Source organism: Peptostreptococcus porci (assembly GCF_009695815.1).
Classification (GTDB): domain Bacteria; phylum Bacillota; class Clostridia; order Peptostreptococcales; family Peptostreptococcaceae; genus Peptostreptococcus; species Peptostreptococcus porci.
This window is the reverse complement of the sequence record NZ_VUNE01000001.1, coordinates 128,371-148,368: the sequence shown is the minus strand read 5'-3', so window position 1 is coordinate 148,368 and position 19,998 is coordinate 128,371. Positions and strand designations below refer to the sequence as shown.

The 19,998-nt window shown below is 32.7% G+C and carries 20 protein-coding genes; 9 read left to right on the top strand and 11 right to left on the bottom strand.

Features of this window, described 5'->3' with window-relative positions; all coding sequences use genetic code 11:
* Positions 1-13: 13 nt before the first annotated feature.
* Positions 14-1,216: an FprA family A-type flavoprotein gene (locus FYJ71_RS00630; protein ID WP_154536923.1), complete on the bottom strand. Its 1,203-nt coding sequence runs from the start codon at positions 1,214-1,216 to the stop codon at positions 14-16.
* Positions 1,217-1,636: 420 nt separating this feature from the next.
* Between FYJ71_RS00630 and cbiQ the strand changes: the two genes are divergently transcribed.
* From cbiQ to FYJ71_RS00605, 5 genes are read left to right on the top strand one after another with little or no spacing between them, the layout of a single operon-like run.
* Positions 1,637-2,494 (top strand): cobalt ECF transporter T component CbiQ, encoded by an 858-nt coding sequence (gene cbiQ / locus FYJ71_RS00625; protein ID WP_154536922.1) that lies wholly within the window; start codon positions 1,637-1,639, stop codon positions 2,492-2,494.
* A 14-nt stretch (positions 2,495-2,508) separates the two neighbouring features.
* Positions 2,509-3,333, top strand: coding sequence for an energy-coupling factor ABC transporter ATP-binding protein (locus tag FYJ71_RS00620; protein ID WP_154536921.1), 825 nt, complete (start codon positions 2,509-2,511; stop codon positions 3,331-3,333).
* Positions 3,334-3,360: 27 nt separating this feature from the next.
* On the top strand, positions 3,361-4,119 hold the full coding sequence (locus FYJ71_RS00615; protein WP_195836866.1) for an energy-coupling factor ABC transporter permease: 759 nt from the start codon (positions 3,361-3,363) through the stop codon (positions 4,117-4,119).
* Positions 4,116-4,442 carry an energy-coupling factor ABC transporter substrate-binding protein gene (locus FYJ71_RS00610; RefSeq protein ID WP_154536920.1) on the top strand — a complete coding sequence of 109 codons (327 nt, stop codon included), beginning with the start codon at positions 4,116-4,118 and terminating at the stop codon, positions 4,440-4,442. The genes FYJ71_RS00615 and FYJ71_RS00610 overlap by 4 nt, the downstream gene beginning before the upstream one ends.
* A gap of 22 nt (positions 4,443-4,464) precedes the next feature.
* The gene (locus FYJ71_RS00605; RefSeq protein ID WP_154536919.1) at positions 4,465-5,391 is read left to right on the top strand and encodes a diacylglycerol/lipid kinase family protein; all 927 of its coding nucleotides are present in this window, start codon (positions 4,465-4,467) and stop codon (positions 5,389-5,391) included.
* A gap of 216 nt (positions 5,392-5,607) precedes the next feature.
* Here the strand turns inward: FYJ71_RS00605 and FYJ71_RS00600 are convergent, their stop codons facing one another.
* The 3 genes from FYJ71_RS00600 to FYJ71_RS00590 all read right to left on the bottom strand — a co-directional run bounded on the left by FYJ71_RS00600 (position 5,608) and on the right by FYJ71_RS00590 (position 9,583).
* Entirely contained in the window at positions 5,608-7,059 is a 1,452-nt protein-coding gene (locus tag FYJ71_RS00600; RefSeq protein ID WP_154536918.1) for a TrkH family potassium uptake protein, read from the bottom strand.
* A gap of 135 nt (positions 7,060-7,194) precedes the next feature.
* A complete protein-coding gene (gene trkA, locus FYJ71_RS00595) occupies positions 7,195-8,553 on the bottom strand; it encodes a Trk system potassium transporter TrkA (protein WP_154536917.1) in 1,359 nt (452 codons plus the stop codon).
* Between the two features lie 706 nt (positions 8,554-9,259).
* Positions 9,260-9,583 (bottom strand): hypothetical protein, encoded by a 324-nt coding sequence (locus FYJ71_RS00590; protein WP_154536916.1) that lies wholly within the window; start codon positions 9,581-9,583, stop codon positions 9,260-9,262.
* A 501-nt stretch (positions 9,584-10,084) separates the two neighbouring features.
* On the opposite strand from FYJ71_RS00590, the gene FYJ71_RS00585 reads away from it, so the two are divergent.
* Both FYJ71_RS00585 and FYJ71_RS00580 read left to right on the top strand, forming a co-directional pair.
* Positions 10,085-10,822: a PepSY domain-containing protein gene (locus tag FYJ71_RS00585; RefSeq protein ID WP_154536915.1), complete on the top strand. Its 738-nt coding sequence runs from the start codon at positions 10,085-10,087 to the stop codon at positions 10,820-10,822.
* A gap of 8 nt (positions 10,823-10,830) precedes the next feature.
* Complete coding sequence (locus FYJ71_RS00580) at positions 10,831-11,403, top strand: manganese efflux pump MntP (RefSeq protein ID WP_154536914.1); 573 nt, start codon at positions 10,831-10,833, stop codon at positions 11,401-11,403.
* Positions 11,404-11,484: 81 nt separating this feature from the next.
* Here FYJ71_RS00580 and FYJ71_RS00575 read toward each other — a convergent pair whose 3' ends face one another.
* Entirely contained in the window at positions 11,485-12,081 is a 597-nt protein-coding gene (locus tag FYJ71_RS00575; RefSeq protein WP_195836865.1) for an NfeD family protein, read from the bottom strand.
* A 297-nt stretch (positions 12,082-12,378) separates the two neighbouring features.
* Here FYJ71_RS00575 and FYJ71_RS00570 point away from each other — a divergent pair, with 297 nt between their 5' ends.
* Together FYJ71_RS00570 and FYJ71_RS00565 are read left to right on the top strand one after the other, a co-directional pair.
* Positions 12,379-13,701 carry a sensor histidine kinase gene (locus FYJ71_RS00570; RefSeq protein WP_154536912.1) on the top strand — a complete coding sequence of 441 codons (1,323 nt, stop codon included), beginning with the start codon at positions 12,379-12,381 and terminating at the stop codon, positions 13,699-13,701.
* Positions 13,682-14,305, top strand: coding sequence for a response regulator transcription factor (locus FYJ71_RS00565; protein ID WP_154536911.1), 624 nt, complete (start codon positions 13,682-13,684; stop codon positions 14,303-14,305). Before FYJ71_RS00570 ends, FYJ71_RS00565 begins: the two co-directional genes overlap by 20 nt.
* Positions 14,306-14,365: 60 nt before the next feature.
* On the opposite strand, the gene FYJ71_RS00560 is transcribed toward FYJ71_RS00565, so the two are convergent.
* The 6 genes from FYJ71_RS00560 to FYJ71_RS10035 form a co-directional block, all read right to left on the bottom strand.
* Positions 14,366-15,604: a shikimate kinase gene (locus tag FYJ71_RS00560; RefSeq protein ID WP_154536910.1), complete on the bottom strand. Its 1,239-nt coding sequence runs from the start codon at positions 15,602-15,604 to the stop codon at positions 14,366-14,368.
* A gap of 42 nt (positions 15,605-15,646) precedes the next feature.
* Positions 15,647-16,723, bottom strand: coding sequence for a chorismate synthase (aroC, locus tag FYJ71_RS00555; protein ID WP_154536909.1), 1,077 nt, complete (start codon positions 16,721-16,723; stop codon positions 15,647-15,649).
* Positions 16,720-17,952, bottom strand: a complete 1,233-nt coding sequence (gene aroA, locus FYJ71_RS00550; protein WP_154536908.1) for a 3-phosphoshikimate 1-carboxyvinyltransferase — start codon at positions 17,950-17,952, stop codon at positions 16,720-16,722. The genes aroC and aroA overlap by 4 nt, the downstream gene beginning before the upstream one ends.
* A complete protein-coding gene (locus FYJ71_RS00545) occupies positions 17,949-18,764 on the bottom strand; it encodes a prephenate dehydrogenase (protein WP_154536907.1) in 816 nt (271 codons plus the stop codon). The genes aroA and FYJ71_RS00545 overlap by 4 nt, the downstream gene beginning before the upstream one ends.
* Before the next feature lies 1 nt (position 18,765).
* The gene (aroF, locus tag FYJ71_RS00540; protein ID WP_154536906.1) at positions 18,766-19,776 is read right to left on the bottom strand and encodes a 3-deoxy-7-phosphoheptulonate synthase; all 1,011 of its coding nucleotides are present in this window, start codon (positions 19,774-19,776) and stop codon (positions 18,766-18,768) included.
* Between the two features lie 72 nt (positions 19,777-19,848).
* Positions 19,849-19,980, bottom strand: coding sequence for a hypothetical protein (locus FYJ71_RS10035; RefSeq protein WP_268878329.1), 132 nt, complete (start codon positions 19,978-19,980; stop codon positions 19,849-19,851).
* Positions 19,981-19,998 lie beyond the last annotated feature (18 nt).

Here is a 19,998-nt window from a genome sequence, read left to right as displayed (position 1 = left end):
TTCTACCTTCAATCTATGCTCTTAAAGCCTGAGCCATTTCTTTTGCTAGCTGTCTTAAAGCTTCAATGTCTTCATCTTTAGCAGTACCCTTTGTTTCAACTATTGTTGGTAGCACTTCAAAATTACCACCTTCAGATGCAAATTCAGAAAGCTCCTTAACAGCTCCACCGCTCCATCCATAAGAACCAAATATACCAAGTATATGATTGTTAATCTTGTTCATCTTCAATGTATACAACAGCTGATTCATATTAGGATAAACTGAGTTATTATAAGTACAGCTACCAAGAATAACTCCCTTGTATTTCCATATTTCGCTCAAAATATATGAATCATGTGTCTTTGAAACATCAAATATTTTTACGTTTTTTATACCTTCTTCAGCAAGGAATCTAGCTAAAATATCTGCCATTTTTTCAGTATTTCCATACATTGAACCATATACGACTACTACACCTTCTTCGTTTATCTGATTGGCATACTTCACATATTCTTCAATTATTCTTTCAGGATTTGTTCTCCACACAATACCATGAACAGGGCAAATCACCTTTACATCAAGATTTCTAACTTTTTCCAATGCTTTTGCAGCTTGCTTTGAGTATTTCCCGACTATATTTGAATAATATCTTCTCATTTCATCTTGGAAGAAATCAAAATTCATTTCGTCATCAAAAATTGTTCCATTCAATGCTCCAAATCCGCCGAAAATATCTTGTGAAAACAATATTTTATCATTTGGCTCATAGCTTACCATAGATTCAGGCCAGTGAACCATTGGAGTATTCACAAAAGTAAGCTTTCGTCTACCCAACTCTAACACATCTCCGTCTTTAACTTCCAAAAAATTATCTCCTATCTCTATATCAAGATAGTCGCTTATCATTCCTCTTGCTTTTTTGTTTCCAACTAAGACAACATCAGGATATAGCTCTCTAACAGTTTTAATGCATCCAGAATGATCTGGCTCCATATGATGAATCACCAAGTAATCCAACTTTTTCCCATTTAGATTATCCTTCAACGAATCAATAAATCCATCCACCTTTGTAATTTTTACAGTATCCATAAGTGCTGTTTTTTCATCTACAATCAGGTAAGAGTTGTAAGAAACACCCTGTGGAAGTGGCCACATATTTTCAAATAAATTTGTTTCTCTGTCATTTACTCCCATGTAAAATAAATCTTTTAGTATTTCTACTGAAACTGTATTCATTAATAATCTCCTTTCAATTCCATGTTCCATAACTTATGTGAATTAATAAATAAATGCGATTTCACTTAATTTACATTATACAATAGAATGAACAAATTATACAACACAAAATATAGATAATCAATATGCTTCTTACCTGCTTAAAACGTTGTAATTATAGCAATCTCAACAGTTATTCAACCACTTTTTTCTTTATTATTTACAAGTTCTATTTCATATGTTAGACTCTAAATATAAAATAAATATTTTGAGTCATATAGTCTTTATACATAAAAGTATAGGAAGTTGGGTGTAATTCCCACGCAGGACCGCTACTGTAATCACGATCGTGAAAGCCAGATACGTCTATATGACAAAAGTACGGTATATTAAATACAACTCTTCGGACTAAAGAGGTACAGCGATTAACTCGACTATGTTATGCCTTTTTTAGCTTACATAGTCTTTATTTTTTATGGATGGAGAAAATTTATGTATAAAAAATCACACAACCATAATGATCGAATAATGATAGATTACTATTCAAATTTTTCAAAAATAAGAGATTGGAACACTAATGTCAAGCTATCATTGGCAGTTTTTTCGTTGCTATTTTGCATTGGCTTTGATAGCATTATAGTTTCAATCACAACATTAATACTCACATTTTCTTTCATTGTTCTAATCAGCGGTCTAGATATAAAATCGTACATCAATGTAATGAAAATACCAATCGGTTTTCTCATCCTGAGTATTGCACCCATATTGCTCAACATTGGCTTCACTCAAGCTGGGATTATCATTGTCAAAATTGGACAAATATATATAGCCACATCTGATTCACAAATTTGGATTGCTATAAATCTTTTTTTCAAGGCATTTGGAGCAGTCAGCTGTATGCAGATGCTGATATTGACAACACCAATGCATAGAATAATAATATCGTTAAACAAATTTAAAATACCAAAATTAATAGTGGATATTATGTATTTTATGTACAGATTTATTTTTATTTTTTTTAGTACATATACGCAAATGAAACATTCAGCCAAATCAAGAAATGGATATAAGGACTTCTTTACCTCATGCAAAACGTTTGGAAATATCATGAGTAACCTATTTGTTTCATCACTGCAAAAACTTGAGCTATACAACAGATCAATGGATTCCAGATGCTATACTGGCAGATTGAATTTTTATGAAACGGAAATAAAGACAGATTTTTTACAGATAATAGTAACAGTTATGATTCTAATGCTAATATTTTTATCTGGAATCATAAGCTTATTATTAAAATAGAGAGCGAGGATAATATGCTAGGAAAAAAATTAATTGAAATGAAAAAAGTCTCCTTTTCATATAACGAAGAGGGCTTGACTCTGTCGGATATAAATATCGAAATCTTCAAAGGAGATAAAATTGCAGTACTCGGAGCAAATGGTTCTGGAAAATCAACATTTTTTATGAATCTGGCAGGAGTTTTGTTTCCTCACACTGGAGAAATAATGCTAAATGGGGATAAAATTACAAAAAAAACGATCTCCAAACTCAGAGAAAAAATTGGAATTGTTTTTCAAGAGCCAGACTATCAAATCATTGCTTCCACAGTCTGGTCTGAAGTCAGCTTTGGACCGATGAACCTTAATCTTTCAAAAGACGAGGTCTCTAGTAGAGTATGTGAAGCCTTAGAATATATGAATTTGACACAATATGCACAGAGACCACCTCACTATCTAAGTGGTGGTGAGAAGAAGAGAGTTACAATTGCAGATATTATCGCCATGAAATCAGAGATAATTATCTTTGATGAGCCTACTTCTTCACTAGATCCTGTCAATTCTCAGATGCTAGAAAATACACTATCAAGTCTTCATGACGAGGGAAAAACCTTGATAATCTCTACCCACGATGTCGATTTTGCATTTAGATGGGCTGACAGAATAGTAGTTTTTGATAACGGGCAGATAATATCAGATGATATTCCTGAAAACACGTTTGAAAACGACGAGGTCTTGAATAGATCTAACCTCAGAAAACCTATAATAATGGATATGATCGACATTTTGATCGAAAAGAATATACTTATAAAACCTGAAAAATATCCCAAAACAATTACGGAATTTTCAAGTTTATTATAAAAAAACATTTTAGAATGGAGGTAAAAAATGTATAATAGTAGAGAAAGGAAAGCAATTATTTTTACACTCGCACTGACATTTATACTGCTTATGATTCCTGATTCAAATGCAATGCACATTATGGAGGGATACCTTCCACCGATGTTTTGTATTTCATGGGGTGTTGTCTGTCTACCATTTTTGGTACTTGGATACCTCTCCATCAAAAAACAAGTTTCAGAGAATCATAAGTCAACCACGATATTGGCAATGTGTGGTGCATTTATCTTTGTAATATCATCGTTAAAAATACCTTCTGTCACAGGAAGTTGTTCTCACATGACTGGAACAGGTCTTGGCGCAATTCTGTTTGGACCAACTCCAGTAAGCATTTTGGGGGCGATAGTATTACTATTTCAAGCCATACTACTGGCACATGGTGGATTGACGACATTGGGAGCAAATATATTCTCAATGGCTATAGCCGAACCTTTTGTCACATACGGCATTTATTATATCTGCAAAAAAGCAAAAATAAATAATCATGTATCAATTTTTTTTGCAGCTGCCCTTGGCGACCTGATTACATATTGTGTAACTAGCTTCCAACTGGCAATTGCATATCCATCACCTCAAGGCGGTCTGTTTATGTCAGTCGTTAAATTCTTGTTGGTTTTTGCACCGACTCAGCTACCACTTGCAATTATAGAAGGTATTTTGACTGTAGTGATAATTATCGGACTGGAGACATACGCAAAGGATGAATTGAGTGAATTGAAATATGTTAGAAAGGCTATGAAACTATGAGCAAGAATAAAAAAACCATAATAATGCTGATTTCTATAGTGATTTTGTTGTCTATTTCCCCTCTTTTTTTGCTAAAAAATGCTGAATTTGGAGGTTCAGATGATGCTGGAAGTCAAGTAGTATCTGAAGTAACGGGAAAAGAATATGAACCATGGTTTACACCGATAATGGAAACATGGATTGGTGGTGAATTACCAGGCGAGGTAGAAAGTCTCCTGTTTTGCGTTCAAACCGGAATTGGAGTTGGAATAATTGCTTTTTTCATGGGTAGATTTGTAGAAAGGACTCATCAAAAGAAACTTTCTGAAGAAAAAACAAAATAAACATAAAGTAAGGTAGAATAACATGAAAATAAACATAGTTTCACACATAGGAGCAGGTGGAAATACAGGGAAAAAAACTCTAAAAAGCCTATTGGAATACTGCGACAAAAAGTCCATTTCGTACTCGGTAAATATTTCCGAATATAAGGGGCACACCATTGAACTGGTAAAAAAACTATCGACTGAGGATGAAAAGCTTGTGTTAATCGGTGGAGATGGCACTCTTCATGAAGCAGTTAATGCACTTAAAATAATTGGTAATAAAAAACCAATAGCATATTTACCAAGTGGCACAGGTAATGATTTTGCCAGAGAATTAAAAATAACATCCAATCCTGAAAGATTTATAGATTCACTTTTAGAGCTAGAATCTCCTGAGGAATTGGAAATAATCAAATTTACTAATCTTAATTCCGGTAATGTTGGATATTCAATAAATAGTATTGGGTTTGGTATTGATGCAATGATAATTTATCTGAGTAGCATCAATACAGGAAAAAGTATATTAAAAAAAATAGGTCTTGGCAAATTATCATATCTCCACTATATTGTGAGTGCAGTCAAAAAACACAAAAATTTTGACGTCGTCTTGGAAATTAATAATGAGGAGTATAGGTTTAACAACTGTCTACTAGCTTTAGTTACCAACCATCCATATTTTGGTGGTGGGGTTAAAATAGATCCATACTCAACAAGCAATAACAATGAGTTGGGATTTGTTGTGGCGAATGAAATAAAGTTTATTGACCTTGTTATGATTCTATATAGAATACTTAAATTTGGAGATCATTTCGAAAAATACGAAAAAATAAAGAGGATTGGTTCAACCTCGATGATTGTGAGAACAAGAGTTCCACAATATATACAATCAGATGGAGAATCACAATCACCTGAAGTGATCAGTATGAAATTCGAACTTGAGAAATATCCGTTTTGGACATGCAGATGATTTGATAAATAAAGTGGAAACAACACTATATGAAAAGTTAAAATCGACCTAAAAAATAATAAAATTATAAAAAGTCCTATACAAAAAAGTATCCAAGCATTCATTTTCTACTTTAGAATGCTGGATACTTTTTATTTAGGTCGTACCTTCAAGTCGTAAATACCCTTAAATCAAACCTATTTATTATTTATTATTTATCATTTATCAATTTATCGTCTAAAATCTTCTCTTGTATATTCTAGGGCTAAACAGTATCAGTATAGGAAATATTTCCAGCCTTCCCAATAGCATATCTATTGACAGCACAATTTTCGAAAAATCTGAAAACATTGAAAAGCTTCCAATCGGACCAACCAAGCTACCCAAGCCAGGACCAACATTGTTAATACACGTTATAACAGATGTTATTGATGTCTCAAAGTCAAATCCATTTATTGATATCAACAGGAATGAAAACAAAATAAGCATAAAATATATCATTATATATCCAGATACACTTCTGATTACATTATTTTCAACTATTTTTCCATCCACCTTTACATTTGAAACAGATCTTGGATGTATTATTTTCTTCAATTCTATTCTCATATGTTTTGCAATAATAATAATTCTTGATACCTTTACACCACCTCCAGTAGAACCAGCACAGGCTCCAACTATCATCAAAATCAAGAGAATTGACTTTGAAAATTGTGGCCATAAATTGAAATCAGTGTTCATAAATCCCGTTGTAGTGATAATTGATGCGACTTGAAATGCCGAATATCTTAGGGAATCTGAAATAGAGTTGTACATACTATATACATTAATCGATATCAGTAACGTCGACACTACTATTATCGCCAAATATACTCTCAGCTCTTCACTTCTAGCTATCCTATTAAATTTATTTAAAATTGCCAAATAAAATAAATTAAAGTTTATTCCAAATAATACCATAAAAATTGTGACAACCCAGTCTATGTATGCACTTTGATAATAACCAACACTAGCAGATTTTATTGAGAATCCTCCCGTTCCAGCTGTTGCAAAAGCATGAACAACGCTATCGTAAAGAGGCATTTTGCCTATCATCAACAATACAACTTCCAATCCTGTCAATCCAATATATATGATGTACAGTAATTTTGCTGTCTGCTTTGCTTTTGGAACTAATTTATCAACAGTTGGTCCAGGCACTTCGGCTTTCATAATACTCATTGAGTTTCTACCTGCAAGAGGAATAATCGCCATGACAAACACCAATACACCCATTCCACCTATCCAATGAGTGAATGCTCTCCAAAACAATATTCCTTTGGAAAGAGATTCTATATCTGTCAATATTGTCGATCCAGTCGTCGTAAATCCTGAAACAGTCTCAAAAAATGCATCTATAAAGCTTGGAATTGAACCTGTTACATAAAAAGGAATAGCTCCGATTATAGAGAATATTATCCAAGTTATACCTACGATTATCAATCCATCTTTTGCAAAAATATCTATTTTTCTAGGCTTTTTTCTAGTAAACACCATACCAATAAGCGCAAACGCTATTGCAACTATAGCCATTTTTCCCGCTATTTGATATTCCTTATAAATAACGGATACAAAAACGGGTATGAGCAACAAAAGCCCTTCAATTTTACATATGCTCATCAGAACATATTTCATCATCTCATAATTCATTTTTTTACCTCTACAAAATATTTATCCAAATTTCCATAAAAAACAAAATATCATAAATTCGTTTAGTTCAACATTTTTACAAATATTTTGCTACTTTGCCATTCTAAAAATACAAAAAATAGGATAAATTTTATTTTATTTGCTCACAATATCGGTAATTTCACTGATATTCAGATTTGAAGTTACTATTATGATATTGTCGCCCTCTCGTATCATATCATCCCCCTGAGGAATTATCAATGTTCCCTGTCTTACAATACACGCAATCAATAAATCATCTCTTATCTTCATGTCCTTAAGAGGTGTATTTATTATTTTACATTCTCTACTTACAGTAAATTCGAGAACCTCTACTCTGTTATTTACTATTCTGTATAAATAATTCAATTTGCTTCCATAAGAATTATTCATCGCTTTTACATATCTCAGTATAATAGCACTAGTCAAATCCTTTGGAGATACAACCGTATCTAGCTGAAAATTATTTGCCAAATCTTTGAATGTTGTATTACTAACCTTTGTAACGACCTTTGGAATATTTTTTCCATTTGCAAGCATCGAAAGAATGATATTTTCTTCATCTATTCCTGTCAACGAAATAAATGCATCAACATCATCAAACCCTTCTTCTTCCAGTAATTGTATATCTGTTCCATCCCCATGTATTACATCAACATCCGGTAATAATTCACCAATTTGTCTACATGATTCTATATCTTTTTCAATTATTTTTATCTTAATATTTATACCTTCCAGACTTTTGCACAGATAGTACGTTATCTTACTCGCACCTATAATCATTACAGTTTTTATTTTTCTTTTCAATCCACCGATTCGCTTTAAAAACAACTCCAAATCCTCGTGAGATGCTGCAATACTTATTTTGTCGCCCACCTCTAGCTCTATGTTTCCTTTTGGAATTATCACTGCATCCTTTCTCTGGATTGCACAGATAAGAAATTTGATTTTGTATTCGTTCCTTATCTCATTTAAATTTTTGCCCACAAGTGGTGAGCTTTGATAAATCTTGAATTCCAATAGCTCTATCTTACCCTTTGCAAAAGTTTCTACCTTCAGCGCTGATGGAAATCTGATAATCCTCGATATTTCATTTGCCGCCACAAATTCTGGATTTATTACCATACTCAACCCCAAATCATTTTTAATATGATTTAATTGATTGTAATAAAGTGGATTTCTAACTCTGGCAATTGTATTTTTAGCCCCAAATTTCTTTGCAAAGAGACACGAAAACATATTTATTTCATCAGAAGATGTGCATCCTATAACCAAATCCGCACTATCTATACCAGCTTCCTTCTGTACTTCGTAGTCTATAGCATTACCATTGAAACAGGCTACATCTTGAAAAGAGTTAATTTTATTAATTACATCCATATTTTGATCTATAACAGTCACATCATGCATATCTTGAGACAGCTCTTCAGAAATTTTTCTTCCGACCTTTCCTCCACCTATAACTACTATCTTCAAAACAAATCCTCCTCAAATATTTTTTAAAAAACAAATTCACAAATATTATTATTTCAATATTTATATCTAATCGTAACCATACTTAATTCTTTCATTAGTGATTATACCATGTAAAACATATGTTGTATATTAATATCTCTAAATATATTGTTATTTTGTGATTATGTCGTTTTTGAGTTTAAAATAATAAATTAATCCATGCAATTCGAAACAAAGTAAATAAAATACTTAAAAATAATCGCTTGGATTTAGAATTTTGAGACCAAAAGTATTGTTATGAAATAAATAAAATATGCTACAGATCAAACTCAAATGAGCTTGAAACCATAGCATAAAAATTATTTTATCAACGTTTTCCTATAAAGTATCTCTTTTCCAATTATATTTTATTACAACAACTATCTCTTCTTATAAAATTTATCTGATTTTTAAATACGTGATTGACTATTATAGCCATCCTTTTATCAGCATATATCTTAAGAAAATACAGTTAAAAACAAGCAAAGACAGACCTAAACATATCTTAATTTTTTTCTCTATATTAGTCAGGTAAATATATCCAAATAAGCTTGAAGCTTGCAAAATATAAATCATAAAAGCTAAACTCATGTTGTTAGTTATTTTGTTGTTAAATATTAGTGCCATCAAGATTGTAGCAATCAAATATAGTAAACCAAAAATTTTTTGAATCATAAACACCTCTTTCCTAGTAACGGCTAACTGATGTAATATATTTATCTATTCTATACACACGTCTCTTCCCTAATCTGTATCTATAACGTTTAACTGTTTCAATCCCAAACTTCAGTCCATGTTTAGAATCATTAGGAATAAATAATGAGCCACCACCCACTAGTGTACTAATAGTTCCGATTACACAACCAGCTGCCTGTGCCCCTGGAACTTTAGCTAATATTAATCCTAGAACACCCCCAACTGTTACAGTATTTCCTATAGAGTTTTTAAATTTTTTCTCATAATTTACAATCCCCCTATTATTTTTTTTATTAATAATACTGAATTTAAGCAAAGTACAAATCTAAGCCTCCCTCCTTACATTTTTTTATGTTTCTTATAAATTGCACCTCACTTAATGTATCTTAACAAAAAATCGAAAAAACTTATCTAATAACTTAATTTGAGTCAACTCTTGCTTCTTTAATCTGACTTCTATGAATTTGTTGCTCATATTATATTGATATAGCTTTTCATTTGTTTTATTATATCATTCAAAAAAATATTGGTCAATTTTTTATGGCGTTTTTTCATACTAATTATCAAAGTAGTTAATTTTCATGCTTCCTCTTTTTTATTAGGCTTATGAGTGTGTACGTAATCTTCATCTGCAAATATATAGCTCTTTAGCAGCCTTTTGCTCTCTATTTTCGCAAATTGATATATTCTATTTTCAAGGTACTATTCAAAATTTCAGCTTAATTATAAAAAAACATTGTTCAATAACATTCAATTATTTCATAATCTATTGTATAATCTTATATAGTGATAAATTTTTTTCGAGGGGGGAAGAAATATGAATATAAAAAACAAAATTTCAAATAAGGCTATAGTATTTACAGTTTGTCTATTGATTGGAGGCTCGTTGATGGGATGCTCCAGCAATAACACTGAAGAAAAGGAGGCAAACACTCCAAAACTTGAAAATTTCATGGACGTTAGAACTGCAAAGATTATTTCAATGCAATCTGCAATGCTGAAATTTACCACAGAAAACAAGGCTGGAAGTATATGCTCTGTCAAGCTTGAACCTGTAAATGGGAAGTATGTATATACGATTGATGCGATATCGAAAAAGAAAAAAAATGTAATCCTAACAATTGATGCATCAACAGGCAAGATTACGAATACAGAAGAGGCTGCATTGGATATCAGCAAAAAACGTAATTTAATAGATTTCGTTCCAGTCTTAGATCTTGATAAGGCAGCAAAATTCGCAATCTCAAAATCTAAAAACGAAAATGTACAGGTAGTATCTTACAAGCTATATTCAAAAAATGGTCTAAATCTATATGAATTTGAGCTTGCTGATGGTACTGTAAAATTCGAAAATGATACTAAAACTGAAAACAAAAATGACAATTCTGAAAAGCAAACTAAAAGCTTCGAAAAAATAACAATTGATGCTGAAACTGGAAAAGTTGCAGATCCAAGCACACTTCAGTCATCGTCTGATACATCAATAAATTCAAACACTACACAAGATTCAGGCTCTACATCTACTAGTAGTGGTACAAGCTCACAGGCTGAATAAACAACAATATGAGCTTTTTTAACTTAATCAGTATTGGAGTGGGACTAAGTATGGATGCATTTGCTGTATCCGTATGCAAAGGTCTCTGTCAAAAGAAAATGAACTGGAAAAATTCCATCATAATCGGTCTGTTTTTTGGATTTTTTCAAGCTGCAATGCCGATAATCGGATATTTTATAGGGAGTCATTTTTATTCCCTAGTCAGTGGAATAAGCAATTGGATAGCATTTATTTTGCTGACGATTATTGGGGTACAAATGCTTAGAGAGTCAAAGGAATCTGTTCAAGAGGAGGTCTGTTGCGATATTTCTGGAATTATGGAAATTGATATCAGGGATATGATAATGCTATCAGTAGCAACCAGCATAGACGCACTAGCAGTTGGATTCTCCTTTGCTCTACTAAATATTAATATTATCAAGGCAGCCTCTGTCATTGGAATACTAACATTTCTCATTTCATCTGCAGGAGTGTATATTGGACACAAATTCGGATCGAGGTACAAAAATACCTCAGAAAAACTTGGTGGGATAATTCTAATAATAATTGGAATAAAAATCTTATTGGAAGGTTTACTTTAAAAAAAATATACAAGCAAAGACAGCTCGCAATATTTATTTGGGAAATTACCCAAATTTGCGAGCTTCTCTGCTTGTAGCTTATTAATCTGCAACATCATCTTTATCATCTAATACTTCAGCGTTCACTTCTTCTACATATAGATATTTTGCCTTCAAGTCTACTATTTTGACTTTGGCTCCGTAATAAATATCCTTTTTCGAATATACCTTCACATCTTTTCCGTCAAAGCTGGCAGTTCCTTTATAGTGAAGATTTGTTTTCATTACTCCAATCTTGCCAATCATTGAAGATAGCTTCTTCCTTGAATGCCTTCCAAGCATCCTCATCAAAAAAAACAATACAATCGAAACTACATATATTGCCACCCAATGCTCGAAGATAAATGCGACAAATATCATCAGTGCAGGCAATGATGTAAAACTATTTACAACTCCCATTGTCTGAGTTTTACCAGTTATATATTCATCATCATGCTTTGCCTCTATATAAGCTATATATAGAATAACCAGCAAAATAAAACAGCAAATAATAATAAAAATTATGTTGTCGTCACTAGTAATACTTTCCTTGAACTTTTCAGGATTACTCATTTTTATTAGCCAAACTATCAATATTCCAATACCATTTGCTATAATCGCAAAGAGCATATCCATTTTTAAACTTGAGTTCGTTCTCATTCTCATCCCTCCTCTATCTCTTATCCATATTGATTAGAACGTGCCCCTTAGATTTATCATTTAGATTTACTCCTCAATAATTACTTCTTAATAACTATCTCATAATAATTTCTTCCTGATATTTTTCTTGATAATTACTTCTTTATGTTTATACATTAATTATATTCCTTTATCAATAAAAAATACATAGTACGATTGTGCATATTTTTTGCAATAAATAAGCATATTATATTTCAAAAAAGTACTATATCATTATCGCAAATATTGTTGTAGAATATAGTTATGGAGGTGATTTCATTGCTAAAGAGTACATACTGCAAAAACATAAATTCAGTGATTATATGGATACAAATACTGATTTTATCAATATCATTTTTTAATCCATCTGACAAACCAGCTATACTGATTTTTTTCTTGCCATTTTTTGCATTGTTCATGATGAATATGCTGGTATTACAGAACAAAAGTTCAAAAAAAATCATTTTTTTATTTGCGTTGTCATCTCTTTGGATGCTACCTCACTCATTTTGTAGATTTAACAACATTCAAATAAGCACCACTCTGAGCTATTCGATTTTGGTAATAATATTTATTTTTTTGCTATCACAAAAAGAAAAACATTTGTTTTTACCTAATATTGCAATAGTGGCACTTCTATCATGCTTTTTTATTTTTGCAGATCTATTAGAGGCATTTGTAATACTATTCTTAGCAACAATTTTTGTGCACAATATGAAAAAAAATATTGAAATTTCGAAATTGATGTCAGAAACGATACTTAAAAGCCAGTTTTTCAGTGCATACATTTTATTGACAATAACTGCGATAGCTTCATTAATCATATTGGGTGTGACTTCTTTTTTTGGAATATCGATTCTAGTATTCATCTTAATTGAAATTGAAGAAATAATAAAATTCAATTCCCAAATGGATTATTATAATAGCCCTGAGCTAATCCAAGAAATAGCTTTGGAAAAAATAAAAATATCTTCAAATCAAAATATGATATTATCTGAATACCTACACGACGATGTTCTACAGAATATTTTATATATAAGGAGAAAAATATATGATGTCAAAAATATTAGTGATAACACAGCCCCTGCTGAAATTGAAGATTGCATCCATGCACTGGACGATACAGTCAACTCAATAAGAAATGAGATGGACTATATATCTCCAAACATTTCAACAAATATATCACTTAAAAAGAATTTTTTACAGGCAATCAACAAAGTAAAAAAACTGTACGACAAAAATATTTTGTTAGAATTTTATTGTGATGAAAATCTATTTCTGACAAGACCCTTTGATGAAATAACCTACAGAATTATCAAAGAATTGAGTAACAACATATATAAACATACAGACTCCACCTTTGCAGAAATAAGAGTAGAGCTCATAGACGACATACTATTTATAAATTCTAGAAATGACTCCGGAAATATAGTCGATTTAGAAAACTGCCTAAAATCGAATCGAGGTCTGGGCTTTATAAAAAAGACAATAAGCGATATTAATGGAGATATGGTAATAAATAACCTTGAACCTAATGGAGTTTCCATAGATATAAAATTTAAGATTAAAAGGAGTGATTTTTTTGAAAATATTATTGATTGATGATCACGAAATTTTTGCAAGTGGACTTTCTGATTCACTTATAAAATGTGATACAAGCAATACCATTGAAAATATTTACACCATCACCAGTCAAACAAGCGTTGATTTGATTTCAGAAAAGATACTGGAAATGGGCATCGATATTCTGATAATAGATGTAAACATAAAGAAAATCGTAGAAATGGATGGTTTTGCTCTTTTCAAAAAAATAAAACAAAAAATCCCATATATAAAAACCATTATAATTACGGGCTATGATTTTCCATTATTTGAATACGAAGCGTATGAAATCGGAGCCAGTGCATTTATCCGAAAAGAAACAAACAGCACTGAAATATATAATATATTGATGAGTGTATTCAATGGAAACAGAATATTCAAAAACACCACTGAAAATCTATACCCTCTAACTGATAGGGAAAAAGAAATACTAGCCCTATATTCAAATGGTTACACTCGTAATGACATATCAAAAAAGCTGTATATATCACCAAGAACCTTGGCAAACCATCTAGCCAAAATATATGAAAAGCTAGATGTTTCAAATTATCAGGAAATGCTATTAAAAGCTGCAAAACTCGGATATATTAAAGAGCTACTATAAAAAAATATAGTCAGACTCAATAAAACTCAATTTTTGAGTCTGACTATATTTTTCATGGTATTATATTCTATTCTCACATTTTGTATAATCATATCCGTAAAAATCATCAATTATCTTTTTTGAGGCTTCCATTATCGTAATATTTTCAACCTCTTTGTCGGAAAAGCTTTGATATCTGTCCTTTCTATCCTCCCATAATCTCAAAACGCTATCAAAATCCTTTAAAAGTGGTCTGCCTTCTAGCTCAAGTTCTTCCAAATTTCTCTTTAATAGATATATTTTACCATTTTGCTTTAGACTCTCGTAATTTTCAATTTGAGTAACCACTCCTCCACCTGTGGCTATTACTAGATTATTTTTTTTCCCAAATTCTCCACACATTTCACTTTCTAGCTTCCTAAAATATGCTTCTCCATCTTCTGAAAAAATTCGTTCAATACTCTTACCAGTTTTTCTTACAATTTCCTCATCAAAATCTACCAAAATTTTATCTGTATTTTTTGAAATTATTCTTCCTATAGTAGATTTTCCAGTACTAGGCATTCCAATCAACACTATATTTCCTTCAACTGAAAGCTTTTCTATTATCCTCTTCATTTTTCTATCCTCAACCTTATTTCCACAAAATACATTATATGCCTCAGCAGCCTGTGCAACCAACATAGGAAGTCCATTGCAACATTTTATGTTCTTTTCCTTTGCGTCAAAAAGCAGCTTTGTACACATTGGATTATAAACCACGTCAATAACTCCTTTTAGATTATTGAATTCACTTATATCTATTAGCCTTTCTCCATTATTTGGATACATACCGACAGGAGTGGCATTTATCAGCAACTCGACATCTTTGTAATCCAAGTACCTTGAATAGTAGGGTTCTGTTTTTCTGGATAGCTTGGTGTACGGTATACCTCTATCATCTAGCACTGCCCCCACTGTCATAGATGTTGCACCATCTCCAAGAATTAAAGCAGATTTCACATCGCCGATTTCCAAACTATTTAGCATATACTCGAATCCAAAATAATCCGTATTGTCGCCTATTACCTTTCCATTTTTTTTAATCACTGTATTGATACATCCTATTTTCTTAGCTCTGTTGGTCATTTCATCAATATATTTCATGACTTCTATCTTGTATGGTATAGTAATATTGAAGCCCGTTATATCTCCATTAACAAATTGCTCTATTTGATCCAGCTCCTTTTCATACAGATCATAGTCGTATCTATCTATCAAATTGTGTATTTTTTTCGAAAAGCTATGACCCAGCTTTCTTCCCAATAATCCGTATTTCATATCATACCCCACATAATTACCTAAAAAATATAATCACAGCCTTTATAAAATATCTATCAAATCCAGAAGCACAATTGCACATACAGCCTCGATAACCGGCAATGCTCTAATAGCTATACATGGATCGTGTCTTCCCTCTATTTGCAAATATTTAGACTCCTTTTTTGACATAGAAAATGACCTCTGTTGCTTTCCAATTGATGCCGTTGGTTTCATAGTTACAGTAAAGTTAATCGGCATGCCGTTACTTATCCCACCGACAATTCCACCTGCATTATTAGTCATAGTTGATACTTGCTTATCTCTAATTTTAAATTCATCATTATGCTCAGAGCCTTTCATATATGCAGCCTCAACACCTAATCCAAACTCTATAGCCCTGACTCCAGGAATAGAAAAAATTCTACTCGACAAAATAGATTCAATGCCATCCTGATTTGGTTCTCCCAGACCGATTGGAATTCCGGTCGCAAAACATTCTATCTTGGCACCAATTGAGTCTTTTTCTTCCCTTATGCCTTCTAATAATTTCTCTATTCTAGCTTCGACCTTCTCTGAAATAACAGGAACATTTTTTCGATTTATTTCTTCAAGCACTTCCATATCTGGATTTGCGATATCAATTGCTTCATCAATCTCAGAGCCAACTTGCTTAAGCCTCGAAGCGATTTGTATTCCCCTCTCTTGAAGAATCTGCTTCGCAATACCACCCACAATACAAATAGGTGCTGTTAATCGCCCAGAAAACGAACCTGAACCTCTCATATCCATCAATCCATTGTATTTTATATTTGCTACATAATCGGCGTGAGATGGTCTTGGAATATCCTTGAATATTTCGTAATGAGTAGAATTGTGGTCTTTGTTCTTTATTACAGCACATATTGTATTGGAAATTATCGTACCATCTTCAACTCCAGCTATAAACTCCACGTTATCCCCTTCAACTCTCTTTGTCGTATATTTTTTTCCTGGTGCCCTTCTTCGCATAAATTCTTCAAGCTTATCCATATCTATCTTAAAGCCCAGTGGCAATCCGTCGACAACAGCTCCTATATAATGTCCATGTGATTGACCAAAAACTGTAGTTTTAATATTATTTCCAAATGTCGCACTCATATTTTACCTCCCAAATCTGCAAAATCGTCAAAAAAAGTTGGATATGACTTATTTATAGCTTTTGAATTCTTAATTACAATATCATTCTCGCTTATTGTAGAAGCTATCGCCGCAGCCATTACTATTCTATGGTCATTGTGTGAGTCAACAATACCTCCTGCCAAACCATTCGTTCCATAAATCAACAGCTCATCATCTCTTTCTTCTACCTTTCCACCAAGTGAAGTGATTAAATCAGCAGTCGACTTTATCCTGTCACTCTCTTTTAACCTCAATCTCGATGCATTATAAAATCGTGATACACCCCCATCAACACTAGCTGCCAATATCGATAATATCGGCAACATATCTGGTATATCCTTCAAATCTACATCTATTGGATTCCTATCACGTGATGCCACTATAACTTCATCAGATATGACTACTTCAGCACCAAAATCCTCTAAGATTTTTAATATTTGTTTGTCACCTTGACTACTCTCTTTATTTAATCCATTCACAGATACTTTTCCGAATGCTCCCGCTACCAATAAGAAGGAAGAATTCGACCAATCTCCTTCGACGTTATAGGATCGCGCTTTCAATTTCGATTCATTTACTAAAAAACTATTTCCTTTTTCAATTATATCTGCTCCAAAGGCTCTCATTACTTCAACCGTAATATCCACATAGCTCTTGGATTCGAGGTTTGTGTTTACAATTACTTCAGAACTTCCATTCAAATTCAAGGCGGCAAATAACAATCCAGAAACGTACTGTGAACTTACATCACCACTTATCTCATATCTACCTGGTGACAATAGACCATTTGTCTTAAACGGTAAACATTCTGAATCAAATTCCACACCTCTATGCTTCATCACATCCATCAAATCCTTTATTGGTCTATTCGGCAACCTTCCTTCACCTATGAAAATTACCTGCCCATAAATAGTAGAAGCAAGTGGCAACAAAAATCTAAAGGTAGATCCACTTTCTTTTGAATCTACGATAGGTATATTGTCTAATTTCGATATGCCCTTTACCCTAACTCCAGATTCAAATTTTTCAATTTTCGCACCTAATGTTCTAAGACAATTTATCGTCGCATCTATATCATCAGATGTTTTATCAAAGATTATTTGCGACACACCATCTGATATAGCAGCACAAATAAGAGCCCTATGAGCGAAAGATTTTGATGGTATTGCTTTGACACTGCCTTCTAATTTAGATGGTTTTACTCTCATTTCACACCTCCGGGATACATTAAAATCCTTCTTTCTTTACCTTCTCTCAACAATAATTCCAAGCCTTTTTCGTCCCTCTTTTCCAAAAGGTCGCTGTATTTTTTTAATTCATCTATTAGAAAATCTAATTCATCTTTTATATAATCATTCTCCAGCAGCAGCTCTGTCCACATGGACTCATCCAACATTGCTACTCTAGTCAAATCCTTCAGACTATCTGCTGAAAAACCATTATGCTTTAAAGCCACCTTTGATTTTACAAAAGCATTAGATACGATATGAGATAGCTGTGATGTGTATGCAATCATTCTATCATGAGTATCCGCATCACAATACTGTAGAGAAAATCCCATTTCTGAAAGGATATCAAGAATTTCATTTGGTATATTTCTCTTTGTAAGTATAATAGATGCACCTTCAAATAAATCATCAAGACTGCTTGTATATCCCCCTATCTCTCTTCCTGCCATCGGATGTGCACCAATATATTCAAAGTTATTCCTTGATGACAAATTCTCAAGCTCCTTTGAAATATTCTTTTTCACTCCACAAAGATCCATCACCCAACCTCGAATATTTTTATTTTCTTTTACAAATCTCAACGCATCCTTTGGTCTCAATGCCAAAATCACAAGATCAATATTGTGTAAGTCATCAGTATCTAGTTTAAAGTCAATGCTCTTATCCTTTAGTGCTAGGTCTACCGATTGTCCATCAATATCAAATCCAAATACCATATGATTCGTATTTTTCTTCAAAGATTTGGCAAAGGAACCTCCAATCAAACCCAAACCAATTATTCCTATATTCATACTAAACCACCATCATCGCTTCCTTTAATCTAAATATTGACCTTGCCATATCGTCAAATTCATCTGGTCTCAAAGACTGATTCCCATCACACAATGCATTTTCTGGATCATTATGAACCTCTATTATCAAGCCATCGCATGAAGCGCCAACTGATGCCAAACTAAGCGGCTTTACTAACCTCGATACTCCAGATGAATGTGATGGATCAACGATAACCGGAAGATGTGTTTTTTCATGTAGAACTGGAATGGCAGTTATATCAAGAGTATTTCTAACTCCAGTTTCAAAAGTTCTTATACCTCTCTCACACAGTATTACATTATCATTGCCCTCTGACATTATATACTCTGCAGCCATCAGCAATTCTTCATATGTTGCAGATAAGCCTCTCTTCAAAAGAACTGGCTTCGACTGTTTTCCCAGAGCCTTCAGCAAATCGAAATTCTGCATATTCCTTGCACCAACTTGTAGTATATCAACATCTTCGAAAAGAGGTAATTGTCCAATTTCCATTATTTCTGAAATTATTGGCAGACCTGTAATTTCTTTTGCTTTCAACAATAACTTCAAAGCAACTTCCCCCTTACCTTGAAAGGAGTATGGAGATGTTCTCGGTTTAAAGGCTCCTCCTCTTAATATATTTGCCCCAGAGTCCTTCACTCTTTTTGCAACCTCGATAATTTGCTCTTCTGACTCCACTGAACAAGGTCCAGCTATCAAACAAAAATTACCACCACCTATTTTCGTTCCATTTTCCAAAATTACAACAGTATCCTCTGGATGGAACTTTCTATTAGCTCTCTTGTAAGGCTCTTGAATTCTGATAATTTCATCGACAGCTTCAAACGATTTTATAATACTCGAATCAAGTCCAGATGTATCTCCTATCAATCCAAGAAGAGTTGTATTCTCACCAAAAGAACAATCCACTTCAAATCCCAAAGATTCAATAAATCCTATCAGCTTCTCAATTTGCTCAACTTTTACGTTTTTTCTAAGTTTGACTATCATACCAAAATCCCTCCATAAAAAATAATAAAAAAAAGCCTCTTGGCTAATCCAAGAGGCTAAAATACTAAAATATCAATTGTCCATTATTAAGAATAAGTCAACTGTATCTAGTTTTTGCACATCAGAAAAAGCCTTACCACTGCTAGTAAAGTTAAAATAGTAATAATAGTTGTAAGACTTTAGTTGTGCGTTTAACTTATTCATGACAATTTCTCCCTTCGT